The sequence below is a fragment of the Streptomyces sp. 840.1 genome (genome assembly GCF_003751445.1).
GTDB lineage: Bacteria > Actinomycetota > Actinomycetes > Streptomycetales > Streptomycetaceae > Streptomyces.
On the sequence record NZ_RJUU01000002.1, the window covers coordinates 39,661 to 63,583 of the forward strand.

At 72.1% G+C, this 23,923-nt stretch carries 23 protein-coding genes; 17 read left to right on the forward strand and 6 right to left on the reverse strand.

Annotated elements, in window-relative coordinates:
* Positions 1–16 precede the first annotated feature (16 nt).
* The 5 genes from pnuC to EDD93_RS26535 are packed head-to-tail and all read left to right on the forward strand — an operon-like array spanning position 17 to position 4,309.
* Positions 17–670: a nicotinamide riboside transporter PnuC gene (gene pnuC / locus EDD93_RS26515; protein ID WP_123528024.1), complete on the forward strand. Its 654-nt coding sequence runs from the start codon at positions 17–19 to the stop codon at positions 668–670.
* Positions 667–1,746, forward strand: a complete 1,080-nt coding sequence (locus EDD93_RS26520) for an AAA family ATPase (protein WP_123528025.1) — start codon at positions 667–669, stop codon at positions 1,744–1,746. Before pnuC ends, EDD93_RS26520 begins: the two co-directional genes overlap by 4 nt.
* Positions 1,743–2,477 carry an NUDIX domain-containing protein gene (locus EDD93_RS26525; RefSeq protein WP_123528026.1) on the forward strand — a complete coding sequence of 245 codons (735 nt, stop codon included), beginning with the start codon at positions 1,743–1,745 and terminating at the stop codon, positions 2,475–2,477. The genes EDD93_RS26520 and EDD93_RS26525 overlap by 4 nt, the downstream gene beginning before the upstream one ends.
* The gene (locus tag EDD93_RS26530; RefSeq protein WP_123528027.1) at positions 2,474–3,496 is read left to right on the forward strand and encodes an ADP-ribosylglycohydrolase family protein; all 1,023 of its coding nucleotides are present in this window, start codon (positions 2,474–2,476) and stop codon (positions 3,494–3,496) included. The genes EDD93_RS26525 and EDD93_RS26530 overlap by 4 nt, the downstream gene beginning before the upstream one ends.
* Before the next feature lie 3 nt (positions 3,497–3,499).
* A complete protein-coding gene (locus EDD93_RS26535; protein ID WP_123528028.1) occupies positions 3,500–4,309 on the forward strand; it encodes a DNA polymerase beta superfamily protein in 810 nt (269 codons plus the stop codon).
* Here EDD93_RS26535 and EDD93_RS26540 read toward each other — a convergent pair.
* Positions 4,280–5,002, reverse strand: coding sequence for a DNA polymerase beta superfamily protein (locus EDD93_RS26540; RefSeq protein ID WP_123528029.1), 723 nt, complete (start codon positions 5,000–5,002; stop codon positions 4,280–4,282). The two genes, EDD93_RS26535 and EDD93_RS26540, sit on opposite strands and share 30 nt — an antisense overlap.
* Before the next feature lie 163 nt (positions 5,003–5,165).
* Here EDD93_RS26540 and aroH point away from each other — a divergent pair, with 163 nt between their 5' ends.
* The 5 genes from aroH (at position 5,166) to der (ending at position 9,644) form a co-directional block, all read left to right on the forward strand.
* Entirely contained in the window at positions 5,166–5,528 is a 363-nt protein-coding gene (gene aroH, locus EDD93_RS26545) for a chorismate mutase (protein WP_123528030.1), read from the forward strand.
* A complete protein-coding gene (locus tag EDD93_RS26550) occupies positions 5,525–6,610 on the forward strand; it encodes a prephenate dehydrogenase (protein ID WP_123528031.1) in 1,086 nt (361 codons plus the stop codon). The genes aroH and EDD93_RS26550 overlap by 4 nt, the downstream gene beginning before the upstream one ends.
* Before the next feature lie 124 nt (positions 6,611–6,734).
* The gene (cmk, locus tag EDD93_RS26555) at positions 6,735–7,451 is read left to right on the forward strand and encodes a (d)CMP kinase (RefSeq protein WP_123528032.1); all 717 of its coding nucleotides are present in this window, start codon (positions 6,735–6,737) and stop codon (positions 7,449–7,451) included.
* Positions 7,448–8,110 (forward strand): 1-acyl-sn-glycerol-3-phosphate acyltransferase, encoded by a 663-nt coding sequence (locus tag EDD93_RS26560; protein ID WP_123528033.1) that lies wholly within the window; start codon positions 7,448–7,450, stop codon positions 8,108–8,110. The genes cmk and EDD93_RS26560 overlap by 4 nt, the downstream gene beginning before the upstream one ends.
* A gap of 64 nt (positions 8,111–8,174) precedes the next feature.
* Positions 8,175–9,644, forward strand: a complete 1,470-nt coding sequence (gene der / locus EDD93_RS26565) for a ribosome biogenesis GTPase Der (RefSeq protein ID WP_123528034.1) — start codon at positions 8,175–8,177, stop codon at positions 9,642–9,644.
* 118 nt (positions 9,645–9,762) lie between these two features.
* Here der and EDD93_RS26570 read toward each other — a convergent pair whose 3' ends face one another.
* Together EDD93_RS26570 and EDD93_RS26575 are read right to left on the reverse strand one after the other, a co-directional pair.
* Positions 9,763–10,107 (reverse strand): hypothetical protein, encoded by a 345-nt coding sequence (locus EDD93_RS26570; protein WP_123528035.1) that lies wholly within the window; start codon positions 10,105–10,107, stop codon positions 9,763–9,765.
* Between the two features lie 137 nt (positions 10,108–10,244).
* A complete protein-coding gene (locus EDD93_RS26575; RefSeq protein WP_123529346.1) occupies positions 10,245–11,027 on the reverse strand; it encodes a hypothetical protein in 783 nt (260 codons plus the stop codon).
* A gap of 659 nt (positions 11,028–11,686) precedes the next feature.
* On the opposite strand from EDD93_RS26575, the gene EDD93_RS26580 reads away from it, so the two are divergent.
* Positions 11,687–11,902, forward strand: coding sequence for an I78 family peptidase inhibitor (locus EDD93_RS26580; RefSeq protein WP_123528036.1), 216 nt, complete (start codon positions 11,687–11,689; stop codon positions 11,900–11,902).
* Positions 11,903–12,062: 160 nt separating this feature from the next.
* On the opposite strand, the gene EDD93_RS26585 is transcribed toward EDD93_RS26580, so the two are convergent.
* Positions 12,063–13,103, reverse strand: a complete 1,041-nt coding sequence (locus tag EDD93_RS26585; RefSeq protein ID WP_123528037.1) for a phosphatase PAP2 family protein — start codon at positions 13,101–13,103, stop codon at positions 12,063–12,065.
* Between the two features lie 557 nt (positions 13,104–13,660).
* Here EDD93_RS26585 and EDD93_RS26590 point away from each other — a divergent pair.
* Together EDD93_RS26590 and EDD93_RS26595 are read left to right on the forward strand one after the other, a co-directional pair.
* Positions 13,661–15,379: an MFS transporter gene (locus tag EDD93_RS26590; protein WP_123528038.1), complete on the forward strand. Its 1,719-nt coding sequence runs from the start codon at positions 13,661–13,663 to the stop codon at positions 15,377–15,379.
* A 98-nt stretch (positions 15,380–15,477) separates the two neighbouring features.
* On the forward strand, positions 15,478–16,689 hold the full coding sequence (locus EDD93_RS26595) for an acyl-CoA dehydrogenase family protein (protein ID WP_123528039.1): 1,212 nt from the start codon (positions 15,478–15,480) through the stop codon (positions 16,687–16,689).
* A 36-nt stretch (positions 16,690–16,725) separates the two neighbouring features.
* Here EDD93_RS26595 and EDD93_RS26600 read toward each other — a convergent pair whose 3' ends face one another.
* Positions 16,726–17,169, reverse strand: coding sequence for a cell division protein SepF (locus EDD93_RS26600; protein WP_123528040.1), 444 nt, complete (start codon positions 17,167–17,169; stop codon positions 16,726–16,728).
* 247 nt (positions 17,170–17,416) lie between these two features.
* On the opposite strand from EDD93_RS26600, the gene EDD93_RS26605 reads away from it, so the two are divergent.
* The gene (locus tag EDD93_RS26605) at positions 17,417–18,739 is read left to right on the forward strand and encodes a DUF5685 family protein (RefSeq protein WP_260255960.1); all 1,323 of its coding nucleotides are present in this window, start codon (positions 17,417–17,419) and stop codon (positions 18,737–18,739) included.
* Positions 18,740–18,766: 27 nt separating this feature from the next.
* Here the strand turns inward: EDD93_RS26605 and EDD93_RS26610 are convergent, their stop codons facing one another.
* A complete protein-coding gene (locus EDD93_RS26610) occupies positions 18,767–19,708 on the reverse strand; it encodes an ABC transporter substrate-binding protein (RefSeq protein WP_123528041.1) in 942 nt (313 codons plus the stop codon).
* Positions 19,709–20,294: 586 nt separating this feature from the next.
* Here EDD93_RS26610 and EDD93_RS26615 point away from each other — a divergent pair.
* The 3 genes from EDD93_RS26615 to EDD93_RS26625 all read left to right on the forward strand — a co-directional run bounded on the left by EDD93_RS26615 (position 20,295) and on the right by EDD93_RS26625 (position 23,861).
* The gene (locus EDD93_RS26615) at positions 20,295–21,161 is read left to right on the forward strand and encodes an amino acid ABC transporter permease (protein ID WP_123528042.1); all 867 of its coding nucleotides are present in this window, start codon (positions 20,295–20,297) and stop codon (positions 21,159–21,161) included.
* Positions 21,158–22,999 (forward strand): FAD/NAD(P)-binding domain-containing protein, encoded by a 1,842-nt coding sequence (locus EDD93_RS26620; RefSeq protein ID WP_123528043.1) that lies wholly within the window; start codon positions 21,158–21,160, stop codon positions 22,997–22,999. Before EDD93_RS26615 ends, EDD93_RS26620 begins: the two co-directional genes overlap by 4 nt.
* Before the next feature lie 109 nt (positions 23,000–23,108).
* Positions 23,109–23,861 (forward strand): amino acid ABC transporter ATP-binding protein, encoded by a 753-nt coding sequence (locus EDD93_RS26625; RefSeq protein ID WP_123529350.1) that lies wholly within the window; start codon positions 23,109–23,111, stop codon positions 23,859–23,861.
* The last annotated feature ends 62 nt before the right edge of the window (positions 23,862–23,923 follow it).

Below are 23,923 nucleotides of genomic sequence, written 5' to 3' on the forward strand. Positions count from 1 at the left end.
TATTAAGGAGGCGGGTGTGAGTCTCGCGGACGTCCTCGATCCCCTGCGGCAGCCCCTGTTGACGGTCCTGGACACCCCGGTCAGCTGGACCGAGGTGCTGGGTTTCGGCAGTGGCGCGCTGTGTGTCTGGCTCGTGGCCCGCCAGCACCTCGCCAACTGGCCGGTCGGCATCGCCAACAACCTCTTCTTCGTCCTGCTGTTCGCCCAGTCCGGCCTGTACGCCGACGCCGGGCTCCAGATCGTCTTCATCGCCCTTGCCGCGTACGGCTGGTGGACCTGGACCCACGGGGGTGGACCAGGGACGGACAGCCTGCCGGTGCGGAGCACCACCCGCACCGAGTGGGCCCTGCTGCTCGCGGCGGGGGTGGTGGGGGCCCTCGCGCTGACCGTCCTGCTGGACCGGGCCACCGACTCCACGGTGCCCTTCTGGGACGCGCTGACGACCGCGCTGTCGCTCGCCGCGACGTACGGTCAGTGCCGCAAGCTCGTCGAGTCGTGGTGGCTGTGGATCGCCGCCGACGTGGTCTACATCCCGCTCTACGCGTACAAGGAGCTCTACCTCACCTCGCTGCTGTACGTCGGCTTCCTGACGCTGTGCCTGATCGGTCTGCGCAACTGGCGGCGCGATCTCGCCGTCCGGCAGCGGGAGTTCGTGGAGGCCGCGGCATGAAACGCTTCGCGCACGGCCTGGTCCTCGGCAAGTTCTACCCGCCGCACGCCGGCCACCACCATCTCGTCCGCACCGCGCAGGACCGCTGCGAGCGGCTGACCGTGCTGGTCTGCGCCGCCTCGGTGGAATCCGTCCCGCTCGCCGACCGGGTCGCCTGGATGCGCGAGGTGCACCCGGACGTGACGGTGGTGGGCGCCGTCGACGACACCCGGATGGATCTCCACGACCCGGCGATCTGGGACGCCCACATGGCGGTCTTCACCTCGGCCGTGCCCGAGCCGGTGGACGCCGTCTTCACCTCGGAGTCGTACGGGGACGAGCTCGCCCGCCGCTTCGGCGCCGAGCCCGTCAGCGTCGACCCCGGCCGCACGGTCTTCCCGGTCTCCGGTACTGCGGTGCGCGAGGACCCGGCGGGCTGCTGGGACTTCCTCGAACCCCCGGTGCGGGCCGCGCTGACCCGCCGGATCGTCGTCCTGGGCGCCGAGTCCACCGGCACCACCACCCTGGCCCGCGCCCTCGCCGCCCACTACCGGCGGCGCGGCGGCGTCTGGGCGCTCACCGGGTACGTCGCCGAGTACGGGCGCGAGTTCAGCGAACAGAAGCTGGCCGCGCTGCGCGCCCGCAGGCCCGGCGCCCAGTGGGAGGACGTGGCCTTCACCACTGATGACTTCCCGCTGATAGCCGAAGCCCAGAACGCCCGGGAGGAGGCGGCCGCCCGCACCGGGTCCCCGGTGCTCATCTGCGACACCGACTCCTTCGCCACCACCGTCTGGCACGAGCGCTACGTCGGCGGCCGCAACCCGCTCGTCGAGCGCACCGCCGACCGGGCAGCCCATCACCTGTGGCTGCTGACCGATCACGAGGGCGTCGCCTTCGAGGACGACGGGCTGCGCGACGGCGAGGAGCTGCGGCCCTGGATGACCGACCGTTTCCGGGCCGAACTCACCCGTACGGGAAGGAATTTCATCGAGGTCACCGGAAGCCGGCAGGAGCGCCTGGCCGCGGCTGTCGAGGCGGTCGACGCCCTGCTGGCCAGGGGCTGGCACTTCGCCGCCCCGCTCCCGGAGCGGCGATGACCGCCGCCGCGCCCGAGGGCTACGATCCGCACGCCTTCGAACCGTTCGCCGTCACCGTCGACCTGGCGGTCTTCACGGTCCGCGAGGCCCGGCTGCACGTCCTGCTCGTCGAGCGGGGCGAGGCCCCGTACAAGGGCCGGTGGGCGCTGCCCGGCGGCTTCGTCCTGCCCCGCGAGTCCGCCGGGGACGCGGCCCGCCGGGAGCTGGCCGAGGAGACGGGGCTGAGTGAGGACACCGTCTCGGCCCTCCACCTGGAACAGCTGGCGACGTACAGCGACCCGGACCGCGACCCGAGGATGCGGGTCGTCTCCGTCGCCTACGCCGCGCTCGTACCCGACCTGCCCGAACCGCGCGGCGGCGGCGACGCGGCCAGTGCCGGGTGGTGGGACACCGCAGAGCCCGGCGCGCTCGCCTTCGACCACGACCGCATCCTCGCCGACGCCCGGATCAGGATCGGCGCCAAACTCGAATACACCTGCCTGGCCACCGCGTTCTGCCCGCCCGAATTCACCCTGGGAGAGCTCCAGCAGGTGTACGAGACGGTCTGGGGCGTCGAGCTGGACCGGCCCAACTTCCGGCGCAAGGTCCTCACCACGCCCGGCTTCGTCCAGGCAGCCGAGGGATCACCGCGCCGTACCGGCGGACGGGGAAAGCCGGCCGCCCTCTACCGGGCGGGCGCCGCGACCGCCCTGCACCCTCCACTGCTGCGACCGGAAGGAAGAAGCACGTGATCGTGACCAGGACCATCACCAAACAGGCCGCCACCGGCGCGCTGACCGGGCTCGCGCTCGGCGACGCGCTGGGCTTCCCGACCGAGTTCAACAACGTCCCCTCGATCCTCGCCAAGTGCGGGCCGTGGCGCCAGATGCGGCTGCCGAGGCCCGCGATCGTCAGCGACGACACCCAGCTGACCCTGGCCCTGGGGCGCGGCCTCCGCGCCGCCACGGACCGAGGGCTGCTCACCCCGCTGCGCCTGGTGCGCACGGTGCGCGAGGAGTTCGTCGACTGGTACCACTCGCCCGACAACAACCGCGCCCCCGGCCGCACCTGCATGACCGCCTGCCGGATGCTCGACAGCGACCGCGTCTGGCAGGAGGCCAGCCAGACCGGCTCCAAGGGCTGCGGCGCCAACATGCGCGTCGCACCCGTGGGACTCGTACCCGGACTCAGCGACGAACAGCGCGCCGGAGCCGCCCAGCTGCAGGCGGCCCTCACCCACGGACACCCCACCGCGCTCGCCGCCTCCGACCTGATGGCCCGCGCGGTCCACCTGCTGGCCCAGGGCGCCGAACCGGTCGGGCTGATCGGACAGCTGCGCAGCTACGCCTACGAGAACAGCGGCAACTACCACACCCGCTGGCTCGGCGACCTCTGGCGCTACGCGGGCGACTCCTCGCCCGAGCTCTACATCCAGCGCGGCTGGGACGAGTGCCTCGCCGTCCTGGCCCGCGTCCAGGACGCCCTGCGCGACCCGTCCCCGGAGACCGACCCCTGCGAGAGGACCGGCGACGGCTGGATCGCCGAGGAGGCCCTGGCGACGGCCCTGCACTGCTTCCTGCTCTTCCCCGGCGAACCGGTCACCGCCCTGCGCCGAGCCGCCTGCACCCGGGGCGACTCCGACTCGCTCGGCTGCCTGACCGGCGCACTCGCGGGGGCCCACCTGGGCTCGGGGGCCTGGCCCAAGGAGTGGTCGGAACGCATCGAGTACCGGAGCGACCTGCTGTCCCTGGCGGCCCTCTGGGACTCTTGAGCGATGAACACGGACCTGACGCGCCTCAGCGAAGCCGGACTGCCGGTCACCGACCTCGGCCCGGTCGTCTCCGGGGAACTCCACCCGCTGCTGTTCGCCACGGTCTCCGGAGCGCATCTGTACGGGTTCCCCTCCAAGGACTCGGATGTGGACCTGCGGGGGGTCCACCTCCTGCCCGCGGCGGACCTCCTCGGCCTGCGCGAGCCCGAGGAGACCCGCTCCCGGATGTGGGACCAAGGGGGCGTGGAGATGGACCTGGTCACTCACGACCTGCGCAAGTTCGTCCGGCTGATGCTGAAGCCGAACGGCTACGTACTGGAGCAGCTCCTCTCCCCGCTTGTCGTGCACACGAGCGCACCGCACGCGGAGCTGGTGGCCCTCGCCCCGGCCGTCCTCACCAGCAACCACGCCCACCACTACCGCGGATTCGCCAACACCCAGTGGCGGCTCTTCGAGAGGACCGGCGAGCTCAAGCCGCTGCTCTACACGTTCCGGGCGCTGCTCACCGGGATCCACCTGATGCGCAGCGGCGAAGTGCTGGCTCATCTGCCGTCGCTGCTCGACCGGGTGGCCGCGCCTGCCTCGCTCCCCGGCCTGATCGCGGCCAAGGCCGAGGCCGAGCACGGGGCGGCGGAAGGAGTGGACCGGGCGGAGGCGGCCGCGGACGTCGAGTCGCTGCACCGGGTGCTGGACGCGGCGCAGGCGGACACGGCCCTTCCGGACGCGCCGGAGGGGACCGACGCGCTGCACGAACTGGTGGTGCGGGCGCGGCTCGGCGCGGTCTCAGCCGGCCGAACCGCCGGCGGGCGGTGACGCGGCCAGCGCCGAGGCCCGCCGGGTGCGGATCAGGAAGTCCTCGATCCGCGCCCGGTCCGGCTCGGCCGGCAGCGGGGACGCGGCGGCCGCCGCGTCGTTCTCCTCGGCCAGCCGCGCCATGCGCCGCTCCACCTCCGGCCAGGGCACCTCGCCCCGCTTGACGGCCAGCAGTTCCTCGCGGGCCGCGCCCACCTCGACCGTGAGCCCGCCCGTACGCAGCAGGTCCCGGCAGCCGGCCAGCAGCCGCAGCAGGTGCATGGCGTGCTTCCAGCGCGGCGCCCCGTGCTGCCGTACGTCCGCGTCCAGCTTCCTGCGCTGGCCCAGCGCGTAGCGCACGAAGGTGCCGTGGGCCTGCCGGGACAGGAACGCGCCGCGCAGCGAGAGGAGCTCGCGGCCGGTCGCGTCGGCCCGCTCCACCAGTGGCGAGTGCAGGCACTCCAGCACATTGGGATTGGCCCGCAGCGCCAGTTCGCAGAAGCGTTCCAGCTCCCAGGAGAACTGTTCGTCGGCCGGTCCCTCGACATGGGCCGGCGGCTTGTCGAACCGCCAGAACAACGGGGTCGGCGCCAGGAACACACCGCGCCTGTCGGTGTCGCTGCCGTCCGTGGCGAGCCCGAAGGCGCGCGAGCCCATCACACAGGAGTAGACGGTGTGGTCGCGCACCAGCGCCTCACCGGACGGAGTGATCATGCGGGGGAGGGTACGCGAGAGCCGGAGCGGGCCGCCCCGGGACCCGGCCCCGCCCGCGCGTCTCACGGACAGGGCGGTCCGGCACGGGACCCCGCCACCCCTCTACGCTTGAACAGCCGGAACACAGGCGCACGGAGCGGTACGGACAAGCAAGGAGCACGACGTGGCGGTACGAGCGGTCCGCGGAGCCGTCCAGCTGGAGCGGGACGAGGCCGGGCACATGGGCGAGCAGGTCGGTGCGCTCCTCAACGCCGTCCTGGAGCGCAACAGCCTCGTCCCGGACGACCTGATCAGCATCTGGTTCACGGCCACCACGGACCTGCACAGCGACTTCCCGGCCGCCGCCGCGCGCGGGATCGGTATCGTCGACGTACCGCTGATCTGCGCCCAGGAGCTGGACATCGAGGGATCGATGCCCCGGGTGGTCCGGATCCTCGTCCACATCGAGACCTATCTTCCCAAGTCGGAGATCGCCCACGTATACCTCGGCGCCACCGCCGCCCTGCGCAAGGACATCGCCCAGTGAGAAGCGCCGCTGTCATCGGAACAGGCCTCGTCGGCACTTCTGCCGCCCTCGCCCTCGCCGGGCGCGGCATCAAGGTGTACCTCGTCGACCACGACCCGGAGTCGGCCCGGACGGCGGCCGCGCTCGGCGCGGGCACCGACGAGGCGCCGGAGGGGCCGGTCGACCTGGCGATCGTGGCCGTACCGCCGGCGCACACCGCGTCGGTGCTCGCCACCGCCATGCGCCGCGGGGTCGCCCGCGGCTACCTCGACGTGGCCAGCGTCAAGGGCGGCCCGCGCCGCGAGCTGGAGGCGCTGGGCGTCGACCTCGCCCCGTACATCGGCACGCACCCCATGGCGGGCAAGGAGCGCTCCGGTCCGCTCGCCGCCACCGCGGACCTCTTCGAGGGCCGCCCCTGGGTCCTCACCCCGACCCGCGACACCGACACCGAGGTCCTCAACCTCGCCCTGGAACTGGTCGCGCTCTGCCGGGCCGTGCCGGTCGTCATGGACGCCGACGCCCACGACCGGGCCGTCGCGCTCGTCTCCCACACCCCGCAGCTGATCTCGTCGATGGTCGCCGCCCGGCTGGAGGACGCCGACGAGACCGCGGTACGCCTCTGCGGGCAGGGCATCAGGGACGTCACCCGGATCGCCGCGTCCGATCCCCGGATGTGGGTGGACATCCTCTCCGCCAACCCCGGACCGGTCGCCGACGTCCTCGCCGGGGTCGCCGCCGACCTGGCGGAGACCGTCACCGCGCTGCGCGGGCTCCAGTCCGGTGACGAGGACGAGCGCCGCGCCGGCACCGAGGGCATCCAGGACGTCCTGCGCCGCGGCAACGCCGGCCGGGTCAGGGTCCCCGGCAAGCACGGCGCGGCCCCCGCCTCCTACGAGGTCGTGGCCGTCCTGATCAGCGACCGGCCGGGCGAGCTGGCCGGGATCTTCGCGGACGCGGGGCGGGCCGGGGTCAACGTCGAGGACGTACGCATCGAGCACGCCACCGGCCAGCAGGCGGGTCTGGTGCAGCTCATGGTCGAGCCGAGCGCCGCCCCGGGCCTCAGCGCCGCCCTGCGCGAGCGCGGCTGGTCGCTCCGGCAGTAGCCCTTGGGAGACGGGCCCCGCGGGCACTTGTCCACAGGGGTGGTCGGACCCGCGCCCGCACTCGGTAACCTTGTGCGGGGCGGGTTCGCGCGTCCCGTCCCGCCCACCCCCGTGTACCAGGAAGGTGTCCACCACCGTGGAAACCGTAAGCGCCGCCGCCCGGACCGCCCCGGCCGCAGTGATCGTCGCCATCGACGGGCCCTCCGGCACCGGCAAGTCCAGCACGTCCAGGGCCGTCGCCACCCAGCTCGGCCTGAGCTATCTGGACACCGGTGCCCAGTACCGGGCGATCACCTGGTGGATGCTCACCAACGGCATCGACGTGCACGACGCGCTGGAGGTGGCCACCGCGGCCGCCAAGCCCGTCATCGTCTCCGGCACCGACCCCACCGGCCCGACGATCACCGTCGACGGCGAGGACGCCTCCGGCCCGATCCGTACCCAGGAGGTCACCTCCAAGGTCAGCGCCGTCAGCGCCGTCCCCGAGGTGCGCACCCGGATCACCGAGCTCCAGCGCACGATCGCCGAGGGCGCGGAGAAGGGCATCGTGGTCGAGGGCCGCGACATCGGCACGACCGTGCTGCCCGACGCCGACATCAAGATCTTCCTGACCGCCTCGCCGGAGGCGCGCGCCGCCCGCCGCAGCGGAGAGGTGCAGGGCTCCGATCTCGCCGCCACCAAGGAAGCGCTGATCAAGCGGGACGCCGCGGACTCCGGCCGCAAGACCTCTCCGCTCGCCAAGGCGGCCGACGCCGTGGAGGTGGACACCACCGAGCTGACCCTCAAGCAGGTCATCGAGTGCGTCGTCACCCTCGTCGGGGAGAAGCAGGCGGCGAAGTGAGCCCAGCCACGGGCGCACCCACGCTGCGCGGAGCGGCGGTCGGGCGTTCCATCGGGATCGGGCTGATGTACGGGCTGTTCAGGCCCCGTGTGCTCGGTGCGTGGCGGGTCCCCGCCTCGGGACCCGTCATACTCGCGGTGAACCACTCGCACAACGTCGACGGTCCGATGCTGATGGGCACCGCGCCCCGGCCCGTCCACTTCCTGATCAAGAAAGAGGCGTTCGTCGGCCCCCTGGACCCGTTCCTGCGCGGAATCGGTCAGCTGAAGGTGGACCGTACGACCGCCGACCGCACCGCCATCACCCACGCCCTCGGCGTGCTGGGGGACGGCGGAGTGCTCGGGATCTTCCCCGAGGGCACCAGGGGCGAAGGAGACTTCGCCTCGTTGCGCGCCGGGCTCGCGTACTTCGCGGTACGCAGCGGGGCGCCGATCGTGCCCGTGGCCGTCCTGGGAAGCACCGAGCGCCGCGGACGGCTGATATCGGCGCTGCCGCCGCTGCGCAGCCGCGTGGACGTCGTCTTCGGTGACGCGTTCGACGCGGGTGACGGCAGCGGCAGGCGGACGCGCAAGGCGCTCGACGAGGCGACGGTGCGGATCCAGGGACGGCTGACCGGCCACCTGGAGCAGGCCAGGCGCCTCACCGGGCGCACCGAGTAAGACTTGAGTAGTGGACCGCGTGCTGCGTGGTCCATCGATGATGATGCAAAGAGGAACGGACTTCATGAACGACCAGATTCACTCCGGCGGCTCGGACCACGAGCACGGAGCGCTTGGCGATGCCGAGTACGCGGAGTTCATGGAGCTCGCCGCGCAGGAGGGGTTCGACCCCGAGGAGGTCGAGGGCGCCCTCGGTGAGGCCGGTCACGGACCGCTTCCCGTGCTCGCCGTCGTCGGCCGGCCCAACGTCGGCAAGTCGACGCTGGTGAACCGGATCATCGGCCGCCGTGAGGCCGTCGTCCAGGACAAGCCCGGCGTCACCCGTGACCGCGTCAGCTACGAGGCCGAATGGGCGGGCCGCCGCTTCAAGGTCGTCGACACGGGCGGCTGGGAGCAGGACGTGCTGGGGCTGGACGCCTCCGTCGCCGCCCAGGCCGAGTACGCCATCGAGACGGCCGACGCGGTCGTCTTCGTGGTCGACTCGACCGTCGGCGCCACCGACACCGACGAGGCCGTCGTCAAGCTGCTGCGCCGGGCCAAGAAGCCCGTCGTGCTCTGCGCCAACAAGGTCGACGGACAGAGCGGCGAGGCGGACGCCACCGCCCTGTGGTCGCTCGGCCTCGGCCAGCCGCACCCGGTCTCCTCGCTGCACGGCCGAGGCACCGGCGACATGCTGGACGCCGTCCTGGACGCGCTTCCGGAGGCGCCCGCGCAGTCGTTCGGCACCGCGGTCGGCGGACCGCGCCGCATCGCCCTGATCGGCCGCCCGAACGTCGGCAAGTCCTCGCTGCTGAACAAGGTGGCCAACGAGGACCGCGTCGTCGTCAACGAACTGGCGGGCACCACACGTGACCCGGTCGACGAGCTGATCACGCTCGGCGGCATCACCTGGAAGTTCATCGACACGGCCGGTATCCGGCGCCGCGTCCACCTCCAGGAGGGTGCGGACTACTACGCCTCGCTGCGTACCGCGGCCGCCGTGGAGAAGGCCGAAGTCGCCGTGATCCTGATCGACTCCAGCGAGTCGATCAGCGTCCAGGACCAGCGCATCGTGACCATGGCCGTCGAGGCCGGCCGCGCGATCGTCGTCGCCTTCAACAAGTGGGACACCCTCGACGAGGAGCGCCGCTACTACCTGGAGCGCGAGATCGAGACGGAGCTCGCGCAGGTCGCGTGGGCCCCGCGGGTCAACGTCTCGGCCCTCACCGGCCGCCACATGGAGAAGCTGGTCCCGGCGATCGAGACCGCGCTGGACGGCTGGGAGACCCGGGTTCCGACGGGCCGGCTGAACGCGTTCCTCGGCGAGATCGTCGCCTCCCACCCGCACCCGATCCGTGGTGGCAAGCAGCCCCGTATCCTCTTCGGCACCCAGGCGGGCACCAAGCCGCCGCGCTTCGTGCTCTTCGCCTCGGGCTTCCTGGAGCACGGCTACCGGCGCTTCGTCGAGCGCCGGCTGCGCGAGGAGTTCGGCTTCGAGGGCACCCCGATCCACATCTCGGTGCGCGTCCGCGAGAAGCGCGGCCGCAACAAGTAGCCGGCCGGGCGGCACGGCCCCGGCGCGTGAGCGCCCCGGCCGTGCGCCGCCGGGCCCACCGGACACGACTGAGCCCCGGACCACTCGCTCTCCGAGTGGTCCGGGGCTCAGTCGTACGTCAGGCTCCCCGGGAGCCCGGCGGAAGCGCGGCCTGGACCCGCCCCGCGTGCCGCCCCACGCGCTGCCAGGTGCCCAGGCTCCCGGTGTGCGTGGAGGGGCTGCCGCTGCCGTGCCCGGCGGCTGTGCCCGTCGCACCGGACGTGCCCGCTCCGCCGTGACCCGAGTGGCCGCTCAGCGGGGCGCGGGAGCCGAAGAACCCGCTGCCGAAACTCGGGAGCCCCAGGCTCTCCTCCCCGCTCCGGTCACCCGGCAACGCCCGGAACGAACGGCGGTACTCGGAGTACAGCGCGTCGTAGATCGGGGTGCGGGACGGGCCACCCGATGGGTCCTGCGCGGGGCGCATGGCAGGGATCGGGCTCGGACGCTGGTGGGAGGGGTCGTATGAGTGCACGTATGTGCCAACGACCCCACCGCCCGTCGGATGCGGGCGCGCCGGAGAAATAGCTGTTCGTCCGGGGCTCCCGGCGTGCCCGGACATGATCAGGTACCGGCCAGCGGCATCGCCGCGGCGACCAGGATCCCGCCGGCCGCGGCCTTCTCCAGGGCGTCGCGCAGCAGGTCCTCGCGGGGCTGCTGGCCGATCGAACCGGCCGGGGCCGCGTAGACGAGCACGGTCTGCGACTTGTTGGCCGCGGTCCGCCAGCCCTCGGTCACCTGCAGCGGCGCGTGCGCCTGCCACCAGGCCACCGGGGCACCACCGCCGGTGCCCGGCTGGAGCACCGCGTGCAGCTGCCCCATGGCGAGCAGGATCGACCAGCCGTGCAGCACCTCGGGGACCTGGTCCATCCGCTGCACCGGGTGGAAGCCCTGCTCCAGCAGCAGCTGCAGGAACTCGTCGCCGCCACTGCCGTCCGTGCCGGGCCGGGCGATGGCGCCGGTCGGTTCGACGACCAGGGCCGGGTGCAGTTCGTCGTCGATCAGGACGAGCCCGCTGGTGATGCCCAGCACGGCCTGCTCGGGGTTGAGCCCGCCCGGGGCCTCCTGCTCGCTCCCGGTGATGCTGCGCACGGCGCCCTGCAGCTGCTCCTCGGCCACCTGGACGACCTGGGAGGGGATGCAGGTGGCGTGGGCGAAGGCGAGGACCGCCGTCTCGTCACCGACGAACAGCACCGTGCTGGTGCGTTCCTGCTCGGAGTCGCCGGGGGTGCGGCAGGAGGTGCAGTCGTAACTGCCGGGGGCGTTGTCGCCGACGAGCAGCCGGTCGGCTTCGGCGTCGCCGATCTCGGCGCGTACGTCCTCGCTGACGTCGAGCATGCGCGGCACGGGTGGCTCCTCGAACTCGGTACGTGCGCCGGGCGGTTCCCGGCTCATGAAGAAGACAACGGGTGAGCCGCTGCCGGGGTCACGCGAGAAGGCGAACGGAATCGGACCGGGGCGCAGGGCGGACAATGATACGCCGACAAGTCAGGAAATCGTGAAGCGCGGCGCACGGCCGCGCCCCGCGCGCGGGGCGGTGCCCGGTCCCGGCGGGAGCCACGCTCGTGCCACCCCGCGACGCAGGCGCGGGGGCGGCCGTGCCGGGGCCGGAAAGCGGGTGATTCGGGCCGTCGGCTATACGGGCGGAACCGCCGGGGCGGGCCGGTCCGATGGTGTGGATATTGTGAGCATGAGATAAGGGTGCGATAAGGAAGGATGAATTCCTGACGGTCCTTCCGATTGCCGGAGGTTATTCCGGAGGGAAATCGAAGCGCCCCGGCAGTGGATATCCGGCCCGTTTCTGCGTCCTCTTCGCAGATCGTTTTCCGGCCTGTGCGATTACTGTGCGTCCGGTTGTGAATCGCACGTTCGGGTGGGGGAGTCCGGCGCGGACGTGTGTGGTGATCCTGTGACACAAGCGTGACCGGTGAGGGACGTGAGGATGCGGTGGGACCGGCCGGCGCCCCGGCTTCCACCGCTGTCCGGGGCCGCCTACGGTGAGGGGTATGGCACCTATACCGACTCCTTCCGCCCAGCCCGACGACACACCCGGCGCCTATGTCGGCCTCGGCTCCGAGGCCGCCGAGCGCAGGGCCCGGGAGCGGGGCTGGGCCACGGTCAGAGCCCTGCCGCCGGGCACCGTCATCACCATGGAGTTCCAGAGCGGCCGCATCAACTTCGAGGTCGACGGCGGCACGGTGAAGCGCTGCTGGGTCGGCTGAGCCCCCGTACGGGCCGTGCACCGGCCCCGCAGTGCCCCGGGCGGCCCTGTGCGGGTGTGCACGCATGAGTGAAGGCCCCGACCGGAGTCGGGGCCTTCACTCATGCGGGGGAGCGGCTGTGCGTACCTTCGGCCGCCCGCCTTCCTGCGGCTCGGCCGGGTCAGCCGCCCGCCACCGGCCGGGCCGGCGCCGAGCCGCCGCGCGGGGTGCGGTCCGCGTGCGGGGGCCGGCGGCTGCCCGCCGGGGTGACCGGGGTGCGCTCCGAGCGCGCCGGGTGGCCCTGGTGCGCGGGGGGTGCGGTGTGGGCGCGGGTGCGGCCGCCCGTGGCCGTGACCACCGTCGCCGGGCGGCTGCCCGTGGCGGCCGGCGGGCGGACCTGGGCCTGCGCCGCGGTCTCGGCGGCGGCCGGCTGTCCGGCCGGGACCGGCCGGGGGGCGCCGGCTGCGACGGGCGGGGCCGGCACGAGCCTGCTGCGTGCGCTGAGCCGCTCGCGGGCGGCGAAGATCCAGTTCTCCGCCCGGGTGATCAGCGGCTCGCACCACGGCAGGCCGAGCAGGATCAGCAGGCCCGCCGCCCACCCGAGCACCACATCGCTGAGCCAGTGCGTACCGAGGTAGACGGTCGTCAGGCCGACCCCGAGCGACACGACAGCGGACATCGCCGAGAGGTAGCGCCTGGCCCGCGGGGTGGCGGCCAGGTAAGCGAGGATTCCCCAGGTCACGACCGCGTTGGCGGTGTGCCCGGACGGAAATATATCGCCGCCGGCGAAGAGTTCGGCCGATCCGATCTGGGTCGCGTAGTGCGGGCCGAGCCGGCCGAGGCCGTACTTGACCGCCCCCACCGTCGCGTTGAGCAGCAGCAGTGACGCGCCCAGCGTCAGCAGGGGGCGCAGGGTGTGCTGCCGCCAGGAGCGCCAGCCGAGCCAGCACGCCACCATGACGGCCGTGGGTCCGCGCTGACCGAGTACGACGTAGTAGTCGAGGAAGGCATGGATCTGGGGCCACTGCTGGTACGGCCGGAAGAGCATGACCTTCCAGTCCAGGGTCACCAGCCAGGACGACATGAGCACGGCAATGACGATGGCGAGATAGAACGCCAACGTCCCGCCGAAGAGAGCGATGCGGTGACGGCTCATCCGCGGTGTCTCTATCTTCGGCGGTTCCGGCTCCCGGTCCAGGCGGGCAAAGATGTCGGTACGCACCCAATCGACGTTACAGCGAGTGAGTGGGTGACCTGGTCGATCCGGCCGCTTTGTGATGACGATGTGATGTGGACTATGTCTCAGTGCGGCCGGTTTTCCCGCACCTCCGGAGAATCCTGGATTCTTTCCGTTCCATTACTCCGGCTCTCGTGTCGCAGAGGTTTTTGGATATTGAAGTAAAAGCGCACGGGATATCGAAGTGCATTTACCGGGACCTCTCGGGAAACGGAACGGACGGTATCGGTCCGGTTACTCGATGCCTTCGACCGCCACTCGGCGAGCGCTCCGCCGCGCCCCCCGCAGTCCCTCGCGCGCCCCGCCGAACGGCCGGTCCGCGCAGGTCGGGACGGGTCCCCTGGCGGGTCGGCCCGGCACCGCGCAGTGGCGTACAGCACACTCGGAGGCCGTCGGCGGTATGAGATGGGCCACGTGTACCCCTGCCGAACTCGCGTACGCTGACGGCTCACTCGCCCGTCGATGCCGGGCCCGGAGGGACAGCGGACGCTGAATCCCCAGGGGGCCTGCCGAGCGCGAGGGACCTTCTGGGAGGTAGATGCATGTCCGGGACGACCACAGCCCGAACCCGCCTGCGCGCAGCCGCCGACGGTGCCAATCGATGGGTCGTCCTGGTCGTCCTCTGCCTCAGCCTGCTGCTCGTGGCACTCGACGCGACGGTGCTGCATGTCGCCGTCCCCGCCGTCACCGAGGACCTGCGGCCCAGCGCCACCGGCCTGCTGTGGATCGTGGACGCCTATCCACTGGTCTGCGCCTCGCTGCTGATCCTCTTCGGCACCCTCGGTGACCGGGTCGGGCGGCGGCGTGTCCTGCTGATCGGCTACGCCCTCTTCGGGGTCGCCTCCGCCGTCGCCGCCATGGCCGACAGCGCGGGCGTGCTCATCGCGGCGCGGGCGCTGCTCGGCGTCGGCGGCGCGATGATCATGCCGGCCACCCTGTCCATCCTCCGCCAGGTCTTCCCGGACCGGCGCGAACGGGCGGTGGCGATCGGCGTGTGGTCGGCGGTCGCCGCGGTCGGCGCCGCCACCGGACCGGTCATCGGCGGCTTCCTCGTCGAGCACTTCTGGTGGGGCTCGGTCTTTCTGATCAACATCCCGCTGATGGCCCTGATCCTCCCGGTCGGCCGGCTGCTGCTCCCGGAGTCCAGGGGCAGCGACGACGGCCCTTGGGACGTGCTCGGCGCCCTGATGGCCGCGGCCGGTGTGCTCGGAGTCGTCCTGGGTGTGAAGCGGGCGGGAACAGGCGAGGGCCTCCTGGGACCGGCCACGCTCGTGCCGCTGCTGGCCGGGGCCGCGCTGCTCGTCGTCTTCGTCCGCCGTCAGAAGCGGCGGACGCACCCGCTGATCGACATCGGGATGTTCGCCAGGCCGGCCTTCTCCACCGCGGTGGGCTGCATCGTCCTGGCCATGCTGGCCCTGGTCGGCCTGGAGCTGATCGCCGTCCAGTACCTCCAGCTCGTCCTGGGCCTCAGCCCGCTGGAGACCGGCCTGCGGCTGCTGCCGCTCACTTTCGCCGCGATGGCCGCGGGCGCCACCGGCTCGTACACCCTGCGCCGGGTCGGGCCGCGCCGGATGGTCGGCTGGGGCTTCGTCCTGACGGCCGTCGCGGTACTGATGCTGACCGCGATGGGCCAGCACGACCGGCCCGCCCTGCTGGCGGTCTCCTGCGTCGTCCTCGGCTTCGGCCTCCAGTCCGCCCTCTTCGGCGCCTACGAGTCGATGCTCAGCGAGGTCCCCGCGGACCGGGCCGGCGGGGCGGCCGCGATCGGTGAGACCTCGTACCAGCTGGGCGCCGGCATGGGCATCGCGCTGCTCGGCAGTGTCATGAACGCCGCGTACACCCCGGGCCTGGCACGGCTCCCCGAAGCGGGCGTCCCCGCCTCGGCGGGCGCCGCCGCCTCCCGCTCGCTCGGTGAGGCCTATCAGGTGGCCGCGCAGCTGGGGGGCCCGCTCGGCCGGGTGCTGCGCTCCACGGCCCGGCACGCCTTCGTCCACGGGCTGCACGTCGCGCTGCTGGTCAGCGCCGCGCTGCTGCTGCTCGGAGCGCTCGCCGCGCTGCGGCTGCCCCGGGTGATGGAGTGCCCGCCGCCGCTCTGCGAACCCGGCGAGTCCCAGGACGAAAGCCACGCCGGCGACTCCGGGGACCCCCGCAGCAGGCGGGGCCACGAAGCGCCGGCGGCGGACCGGCCCAAGGCCCTGGTCCCGCTGCCCGCCGCGCGGCGTCCCGTGGAGGCGACCGGCTCTGGACGCGCGGCACACTGAGCCGTAACGTCGGCACGACGCCGTAACTAACACTGCTAGTTTTCGGCGTTCCGTACCGACCTCTCAGTACCGTTGCGAGCCGCCGGAGGCACATCCTCATGTCCACCGCTCCGTCCTCGAAGCTCCCGCCCTTCGACCCCAGCGACCCCATCGGCATCGACGACCTCCTGGGCGCCGAGGACCTCGCGATCCGCGACACGGTCCGGGCCTGGGCCGCCGACCGCGTCCTGCCGCACATCGCGCAGTGGTACGAGGACGGCGAACTGCCCGGCATCCGCGAGCTGGCCCGCGAACTCGGCTCGCTCGGCGCGCTGGGCATGTCCCTGAAGGGCTACGGCTGCGCGGGCGCCACCGCCGTGCAGTACGGGCTGGCCTGCCTGGAGCTGGAAGCGGCCGACTCCGGCATCCGCTCCCTCGTCTCCGTACAGGGCTCCCTCGCCATGTACGCCATCCACCGCTTCGGCTCCGAGGAGCAGAAGCTGCGGTGGCTGCCCGGCATGGCGGCCGGCGAGATCATCGGCTGCTTCGGCCTCACGGAGCCCGACCACGGCTCCGACCCGGCAGGCATGCGCACCCACGCCAGGCGCGACGGCGGGGACTGGGTCCTCAGCGGCCGCAAGATGTGGATCACCAACGGCTCGGTCGCCGGGGTCGCCGTCGTCTGGGCGCAGACCGACGAGGGCACCGCCGGCACCGGCATCCGCGGATTCGTCGTGCCCACCGACGCGCCCGGCTTCTCCGCACCCGAGATCAAGCACAAGTGGTCCCTGCGCGCCTCGGTCACCAGCGAGCTGGTCCTGGACGACGTGAGGCTGCCGGCCGACGCCGTACTGCCCGGCGCCACCGGCCTGCGCGGCCCGCTCAGCTGCCTCAGCCATGCCCGCTACGGCATCGTCTGGGGATCCATGGGTGCGGCACGGGCCAGCTTCGAGGCAGCCGTCGACTACGCGCGGACCCGGGAGCAGTTCGGAAAGCCGATCGGCGGCTTCCAGCTCACCCAGGCCAAGCTCGCGGACATGGCCGTCGAACTGCACAAGGGCATCCTGCTCGCCCACCACCTGGGCCGCCGGATGGACGCGGGCAGGCTCCGCCCGGAACAGGTCAGCTTCGGGAAACTGAACAACGTGCGGGAGGCCATCGAGATCTGCCGCACCTCGCGCACGATTCTCGGCGCCAACGGGATCTCGCTGGAGTACCCGGTGATGCGGCATGCGACGAATCTGGAGTCGGTGCTCACCTACGAAGGAACCGTGGAGATGCACCAGCTGGTGCTGGGCAAGGCGCTCACCGGTCTGGACGCGTTCCGGTGAAGGTCGGCCTCCGGACCGATCCGGTGAGCGCCCCGCTCAGCTCTGGTTGAAGAAGCCGTCGGCCGGCCGGCCGGCGGCTTCGCCGTTGACCACCTGGGTGTCGGCGGGGGTCAGCAGGAAGACCCGGGTGGCCACGCGGTCGATCGACCCGCGCAGTCCGAAGATCAGCCCTGCGGCGAAATCCACCACGCGCTTGGCGTCGGCGGAGTCCATGGAAGTGAGGTTCATGATCACCGGGACGCCGTCCCGGAAGAGCTCACCGATGCTCCGGGCGTCCCGGAAGCTGTCCGGGGTCACGGTGGCGATCCGGCGGCCCGTCTCCTCGGCCGCCTCGGAGGCCACCCGCACCCGCGGATCGGTCACCCAGGCCTGTCCGGTCCCGGTCCGTGCACCTTCGGAGTACTCGTCGTCGTCGTAGTACCGCTCGTCGTTGTCCTCTACGAGGCCCAGCCAGGCACTCGCCTTGCGCACCGATCCCATGGACGCCTCCTCTCACCGCGGTTCCTTGGCGTTCCGCATCTCTTTCGTATCCCTATGGTCGTCCATGATGCGGATCGCGCGCCAAGGGGATAGGCGGCGCGCAGGGCATTCGTGACGGTACTGGTGCAGAGGATGTGGCGATTCGTCAAGGTTCCTCCTGCTAAAGGGCCCTGAAGAAAGAAAATATGATGCTCCGGGCCGTACGGGTGACATGGGGGACGTACGGGTGAACGGGACGCTCGGTACGATGCACGGCGCGCCCTCGCCCGAGCGCGGCGCACAGCTGAACGAGACCCGGGGGATCGTCGTGTTCGGAATAGTCAGGCCCTGTGTCCACCGACTTCCGGACGGGCTCAGGACCGAGTGGATGGCCCATCTCTGCGGGCTCTGTCTGGCACTTCGATCCCACCACGGGCAGTTCGCCCGGATCGTCACGAACTATGACGGCCTGATCGTCTCGGTCCTGACGGAGGCTCAGGCCGAACGCACCCCCGCACAGCGCCGCACGGCGGGCCCCTGCCCGCTGCGAGCCATGCGGACCGCCCCGGTCGCGAAGGGCGAGGGCGCCAGGCTGGCGGCCGCCGTCTCGCTGGTGCTGGCGTCGGCCAAGGTGCGGGACCACGTCGCCGACCGCGACGGGCTGTTGAAGCGGCGCCCGGTGGCGGCCGCGGCCCGCAGGGTGGCGGCGGGGTGGGACCGCGCCGGAGCGCGTACCGGCGCGCAGCTCGGCTTCGACACGGCGCTGCTGGTCGACGCGGTCGACCGGCAGACCGGCATCGAGCTGCTCGCCGGCCCCGGTACCCCGCTGCTGACGGTGACCGAGCCCACCGAGACGGCCACCGCGGCGGCCTTCGCGCACACCGCCGTACTCGCGGGCAAGCCGCAGAACGCCGCGCCGCTCGCCGAGGCGGGCCGTCTCTTCGGGCGGCTCGCGCATCTGCTGGATGCCGTGGAGGACCAGGAAGCTGACGCCGCGTCGGGCGCCTGGAACCCGCTCACCGCGACCGGCACCTCGCGCGCCGAGGCCCGCCGGCTCTGTGACGACGCGCTGCGCGGCGTACGGCTGGCACTGCGCGACGCGGAGTTCACCGACGGCAAGCTGGCGCACGTGCTGCTGGCGCACGAACTGCGGCGCTCGGTGGACCGGGCCTTCGCCACGGACGCCTGTTCCCATCAGTCGGGGGGCCTGCTCACCGGGGGGCCCGGAGGTCCGGGCGGAGTCGACCACCCGTCAGGAACGGGCCCCGCCGCGTCGTTCGGCCCCCCGCCGGGCAACCCGTACAGCCCCTCGGGGCCAGGCGCCCCCTTCGGGCCCCCGCAGCCGCCGCCGGAGCCGCCGCGCGACCGGCGGGGGCTCGTAGTGGGGTGCCTGGTGTGGGCCGGGCTCGCCTGCACCTGCCAGATGTGCTGCGGCACCTTCGACGACCCGTGGAGCCGTCAGCGCCGCGAGGGGCTGTGCAACGACTGCGATTGCGGTGACTGCTGCGATGGCTGTGACTGCTGCAGCAACTGCGGCGACTGCTGTGACGGGTGCGATTGCTGCGACTGCGGCTGTGACTGCAGCTGCTGATACGGCGTCACCACCGGCGGTCCCACGTCATTTGATCTCGGGGGGCGAGATCCGCGAGGTCTTGATCGCCGACTCGTCGATGCCCCACTTCTTCAGGATCCGGTCGTAGGTGCCGTCCGCCTCGAGGCTGCTGACCGCGGCCTGGAAGGCGGGTGCCAGCGGGGTGCCCTTCTTGAACGCGAAGCCGACGTCGAGGCGCGCGAACTCGTTCAGGAACCGCACGCCCTCCTGCTGCTTCACGGCGTAGCGCAGCCCGTTGATGGTGGACATCACGATGTCGGTCCGCCCCTGCTGGAGCGAGCTCCAGACCGCGGCCAGATCGGAGTACGTCTTCACGTCGTACGGCTTCTTGCCGGCCTCGGAGCACCGGTGCCTGTTCTCCTCCAGCGTCACCTCGAACGTGGTGCCCGCTGCGGTGCCCACCGTCAGGCCGCAGAGCTGGGTCAGATCGGTGACCTTGCCCAGCTCGCTGTCGTCGCGGACCGCGAAGCCCTGCCCGTCGTTGAGGTAGGTGACGAAGTCGATCGTCTTGCGACGCTCGTCGGTGACGCCGAAGTTTCCGGTGCCCACGTCGTACTTGCCGCTGCCGAGCGCGGGCAGGATCGCCTCGAACGCGGCGACCTCCCGCTTCGGCTTCAGGCCCAGCACCCTGGCCACGGCATCCGCGAAGTCGATGTCGGTGCCGGCCAGGGTCCTGCCGTCCGCCAGATAGGTGGCCCCGGGCGGGGTGCCGACGCTGGAGGCGATGTTCAGGGTCCCGGAGGAGCGGACGGCGGCCGGCAGCAGGGCGGCCGCGGCCTTGTTCCGCTTCACCCCCGACACGACGTCGGCCGTGGGGATGGTGCTCTCGGCTGCCGGACCGGCAGCGCCGGCGGGGGCGGTCGCCGGATCACCGGAACCGCACGCGGTGAGAGCCAGCATGGCCGCGGTGATCAGCGCGAAGGCAGCGGTGTGCCGGGTACGGGGCATCAGGAAAGGTCTCCAGTTCTCGGCAGCCGTGGACGGGCGCCGGGCAGCGCGAGGCAGCCCACGGCCGGGGCGGAGGAAGGCGTGCTGCGACGTCGGAGGGCTCGGTGCGCGAAGACATCGGGCGTCGGGCATCGGTGCGAGGCCCGACGCCACGAAGGCGTCAGTACTCAGAGCTCAGAGTTCGGTGCGAGGGGAGGGTGAAGCGCTGTCACGTGCGCGAGGGCACACGGGAGGACATGCTCAGGCGCCGGTCACGGCGCGGAAAAGGGCGAAAACGCAGCGGGGTCAGCTCAACAGGAACAGGACCACACGCGACCGAAGTCGATGTGGGAGCGCTTGACCAGCCATTTCTGCGAATGCATGGCCCAAGTTGAACAGGCATCCGGTGGTCCGTCAACTGGCCCTGGGCGTACGGCTCACAGTGTGGACAGGCTTGACATCGCGTCGTGAACAGCGCTTACCTCGGAGGCGGACCGCGCTGAGGGGCCGGTCCGCCTCGTTCCGCGCGCTGTCGCGTTCCAAGCTGTCGTGTTTCCGTGCCGAGGGCACGCCCCGTGTTCGATCACCGCATCCACGGAGCCCCCGCATGTCCGCACAGACCGACACCCTCCCGCCGGCGTACCCGGCCCCACCGCTCAAGGACGACGACGCCGACCGGCTGCGCATCGTCCCGGCACGCCGTACCGGCCAGTGGGCCGCGGCCGTCGCCGTACTCGTCCTGCTGGCCCTCGCGCTGAACTCGGTCATCCGCAACGACGCCTTCCAGTGGGACGTCGTCGGCGACTACTTCCTGACCACCGCCGTGCTGCGCGGCCTCTGGCTCACCCTCTGGCTCACCGCGCTCGTCATGGTGCTCGGCTTCGCGCTCGGCACGCTGCTCGCCGTGCTGAGACTCTCCGCCAACCGCGTACTCCAGGCCGTCGGCTGGGGGTACGTGTGGCTCTTCAGGTCCACCCCGATCCTGGTCCAGCTGCTGTTCTGGTTCAACATCGGCGCCCTCTACCCGGAGATACTCGGCGTCCGCACGGTGAACCTCCTCGGTCCCGTCACCGTCGCCGTCATCGGACTGACGCTCCACGAGGCCGCCTACGCCGCCGAGGTCGTGCGCGGCGGCATCCTCTCGGTGGGGCGCGGACAGCTGGAGGCCGCCCAGTCCCTGGGCCTCGGCCCGTGGCGGCGGCTGCGCCGGATCGTGCTGCCCCAGGCGATGCGCTCCATCGTGCCGCCCGCCGGGAACATGCTGATCGGCACCCTCAAGGGCACCTCGATCGTCAGCATCATCGCCGTGCAGGACCTGCTCTACTCGGTGCAGCTCGTCTACCACCGCACCTACCAGGTCATCCCGCTGCTGCTGGTCGCCACCCTCTGGTACGTCGTGGTGACGTCGGTGCTCAGCATCGGGCAGCACTACGTCGAACGGCACTACGCCCGAGGCTCGGCGGACTCCCGGTGACCGGCCGGCCCTCACTGGTCGTCATAGGCGCCGGACCGCGCGGCACCGGCCTCATCGAGCGCATCGCCGCCAACGCCCCCGGCCTGTACGGCCACCGGCCGCTGGACCTGCACCTGGTCGACCCGTACCCGCCCGGCGCCGGGCGGATCTGGCGCCACGAGCAGTCGCCGCTGCTGTGGATGAACTCCATGGCCGAGGACGTCACCATGTTCACCGACGACACCGTCCACCAGGAGGGGCCCACAAGACCCGGGCCGACGCTCGATGCCTGGGCGGCAGAGGTGCGCGAGGGCCGGATTCAGCCACCCGGTGATGCGGACGAGCCCGGACTCCGCGCCGAGATAGAGGCGCTGCGGGGACAGGACTTCCCGAGCCGGCGGCTCCAGGGCGCCTATCTGCGCTGGGTGTACGAGCAGTCCCTGGCGGCCCTCCCGCCCTCGGTCACCGTCCACGAACACCGGGGCAGGGCCCTTAACGTCACCGGCCCGCCCGACGGCCGCCAGCTCGTCCGCCTGGAGGGCCGCGCCGAACCGCTCCCCGCCGACCTCGTGGTCCTCACCATCGGCCACCTGGACGCCGAACCGGACGCCGAGCAGCAGGCCCTCGCCGCCTTCGCGGACCGGCACGGCCTCGTCCACCTGCCGCCGGACTTCACCGCCGACAGCGATCTGAGCGCCCTGCGCGCGGGCGAACCCGTCATCGTCCGGGGCCTGGGCCTCGCCTTCATCGACCTGATGGTGCTGCTCACCGAGGGCCGGGGCGGACGGTACGAGAACGGCGTCTACGTGCCGTCGGGCCGGGAGCCCGTCCTGCACGTCGGATCGCGGCGCGGGGTCCCGTACCACTCCAAGATCGGATACGGCTGGCAGGGCGAACGGCCACCGCTGCCCCGGTTCCTGGCCCCCGACCGCACCGAGGAACTGCTCAGCCTGACGGAACCGCCCGACTTCCGCCGCGACATCTGGCCACATGTCGACAAGGAGCTCGGATACGCCCACTACCACCGGCTCTTCACCGCCCACCCCGAACGCACCACCGCCGACCGGACCGTATTCGAGGAGAAGTACGCGGCCGCCGAGGCGGGCAGCGACGACCTGCGGGCCCTGATCGCCGCCGCTGTCCCCGACCCGGCCGACCGGCTCGACACCGAGGCGCTCGACCACCCGCTGGACGGCGTAAAGCACTCCTCGTACGACGACCTTCAGGAGGCGGTACGCGACTACGTCACCGCCGACCTGGACCGCCGGCACGATCCCGGGCGCAGCGAGGACCTCGCCGTCTTCCTCGGACTGCTCTCCGCCTACGGTCAGCTGATCCGGTTCGGTGACATCGGGGACTGGTGGCACGGCTTCTTCAGCTACCTCGCCTCCGGCCCGCCCGGCCCCCGGCTCCGGCAGCTGCTGGCGCTCTCCAGGGCCGGCGTCGTCCGCTTCCTCGGCGCCGGGATGACTGTCGAGAGCGACGAGCGCCGCGGCGTCTTCCGGGCCGGCAGCGCCACCGTGCCCGGGGAACGGATCGAGGCCCGCGCCCTCGTCGAGGCCCGGCTGCCCGACCCCTCGCCGGACCGTACCCGCTCCGCCCTGCTGCGGGCCCTGCACCGGGACGGGGCCGCCGCCACCGCCACCGGACTGCTCGCCGTCGACCCCGCGGACGGCCGGGTCCTGGACCGCGAAGGGCACCCGCACGAACGCCGCTTCGCGCTCGGCCCGCACACCGCAGCCCGCACGAGCGGCGCGTTCACCCGGCCGCGCACCGGCGGCCCGGCCTTCCGGCAGAACGACGCCACCGCGCGCGCCGCCCTCACCCTCCTGCGCGGTCTCGCCGGCACCGACCGCTGACGACGGCCCGCGCGCCCCGCCCCGAACCGCCGAGGAAAACATGACAACGACCAGCCGCCCACCGAAGAACGAACCCGCCGCCGACCGCACCCGGGGGCCCGACGACGCCATGGTGGAGATCCGAGGCGTGCACAAGAGCTTCGGCTCCCTGCACGTGCTGCGCGGGATCGACCTGTCCGTGCGTCCCGGCGAAGTGACCGTGATCCTCGGCCCCTCCGGCTCCGGCAAATCCACCCTGCTGCGTACCGTCAACCACCTGGAGAAGGCGGACCGGGGCTCCATCACCGTCGACGGGGAGTTCGTCGGCTACCGCCGCAAGGGCGACCGGCTGTACGAACTCCCCGAGCGCGAGGTGCTGCGCCGTCGCACCAGGATCGGCTTCGTCTTCCAGAACTTCCACCTCTTCCCGCACCTCACCGTCCTGGAGAACATCACCGAGGCCCCGGTCGCCGCGCTCGGCCGCCCGAAGGAGCGGGCGGCCGCCGCCGCGCACGATCTCCTGGACCGGGTCGGTCTCGCCGACAAGGCGCGGGCGTATCCCCAGCAGCTCTCCGGCGGCCAGCAGCAGCGCGTCGCCATCGCCCGCGCGCTCGCCCTCGAACCGAAGCTGCTGCTCTTCGACGAACCCACCTCCGCGCTCGACCCCGAACTGGTCGGTGAGGTGCTCGACGTCATCAAGGACCTGGCGGACCTGGGGACCACGATGATCGTCGTCACCCACGAGATCGGGTTCGCGCGCGAGGCCGCCGACACCGTGGTCTTCATGGACGAGGGACGCATCGTCGAGCAGGGCCCGCCCGCCGACGTGCTCGACCGCCCCCGGCACGAGCGCACCCGCGCCTTCCTCTCCAAGGTCCTGTGAACCGGAGCCGGAACCGGAGCCGGAACCGGAACCGGAGCCGGAGCAAGAACAAGAGCAAGAGC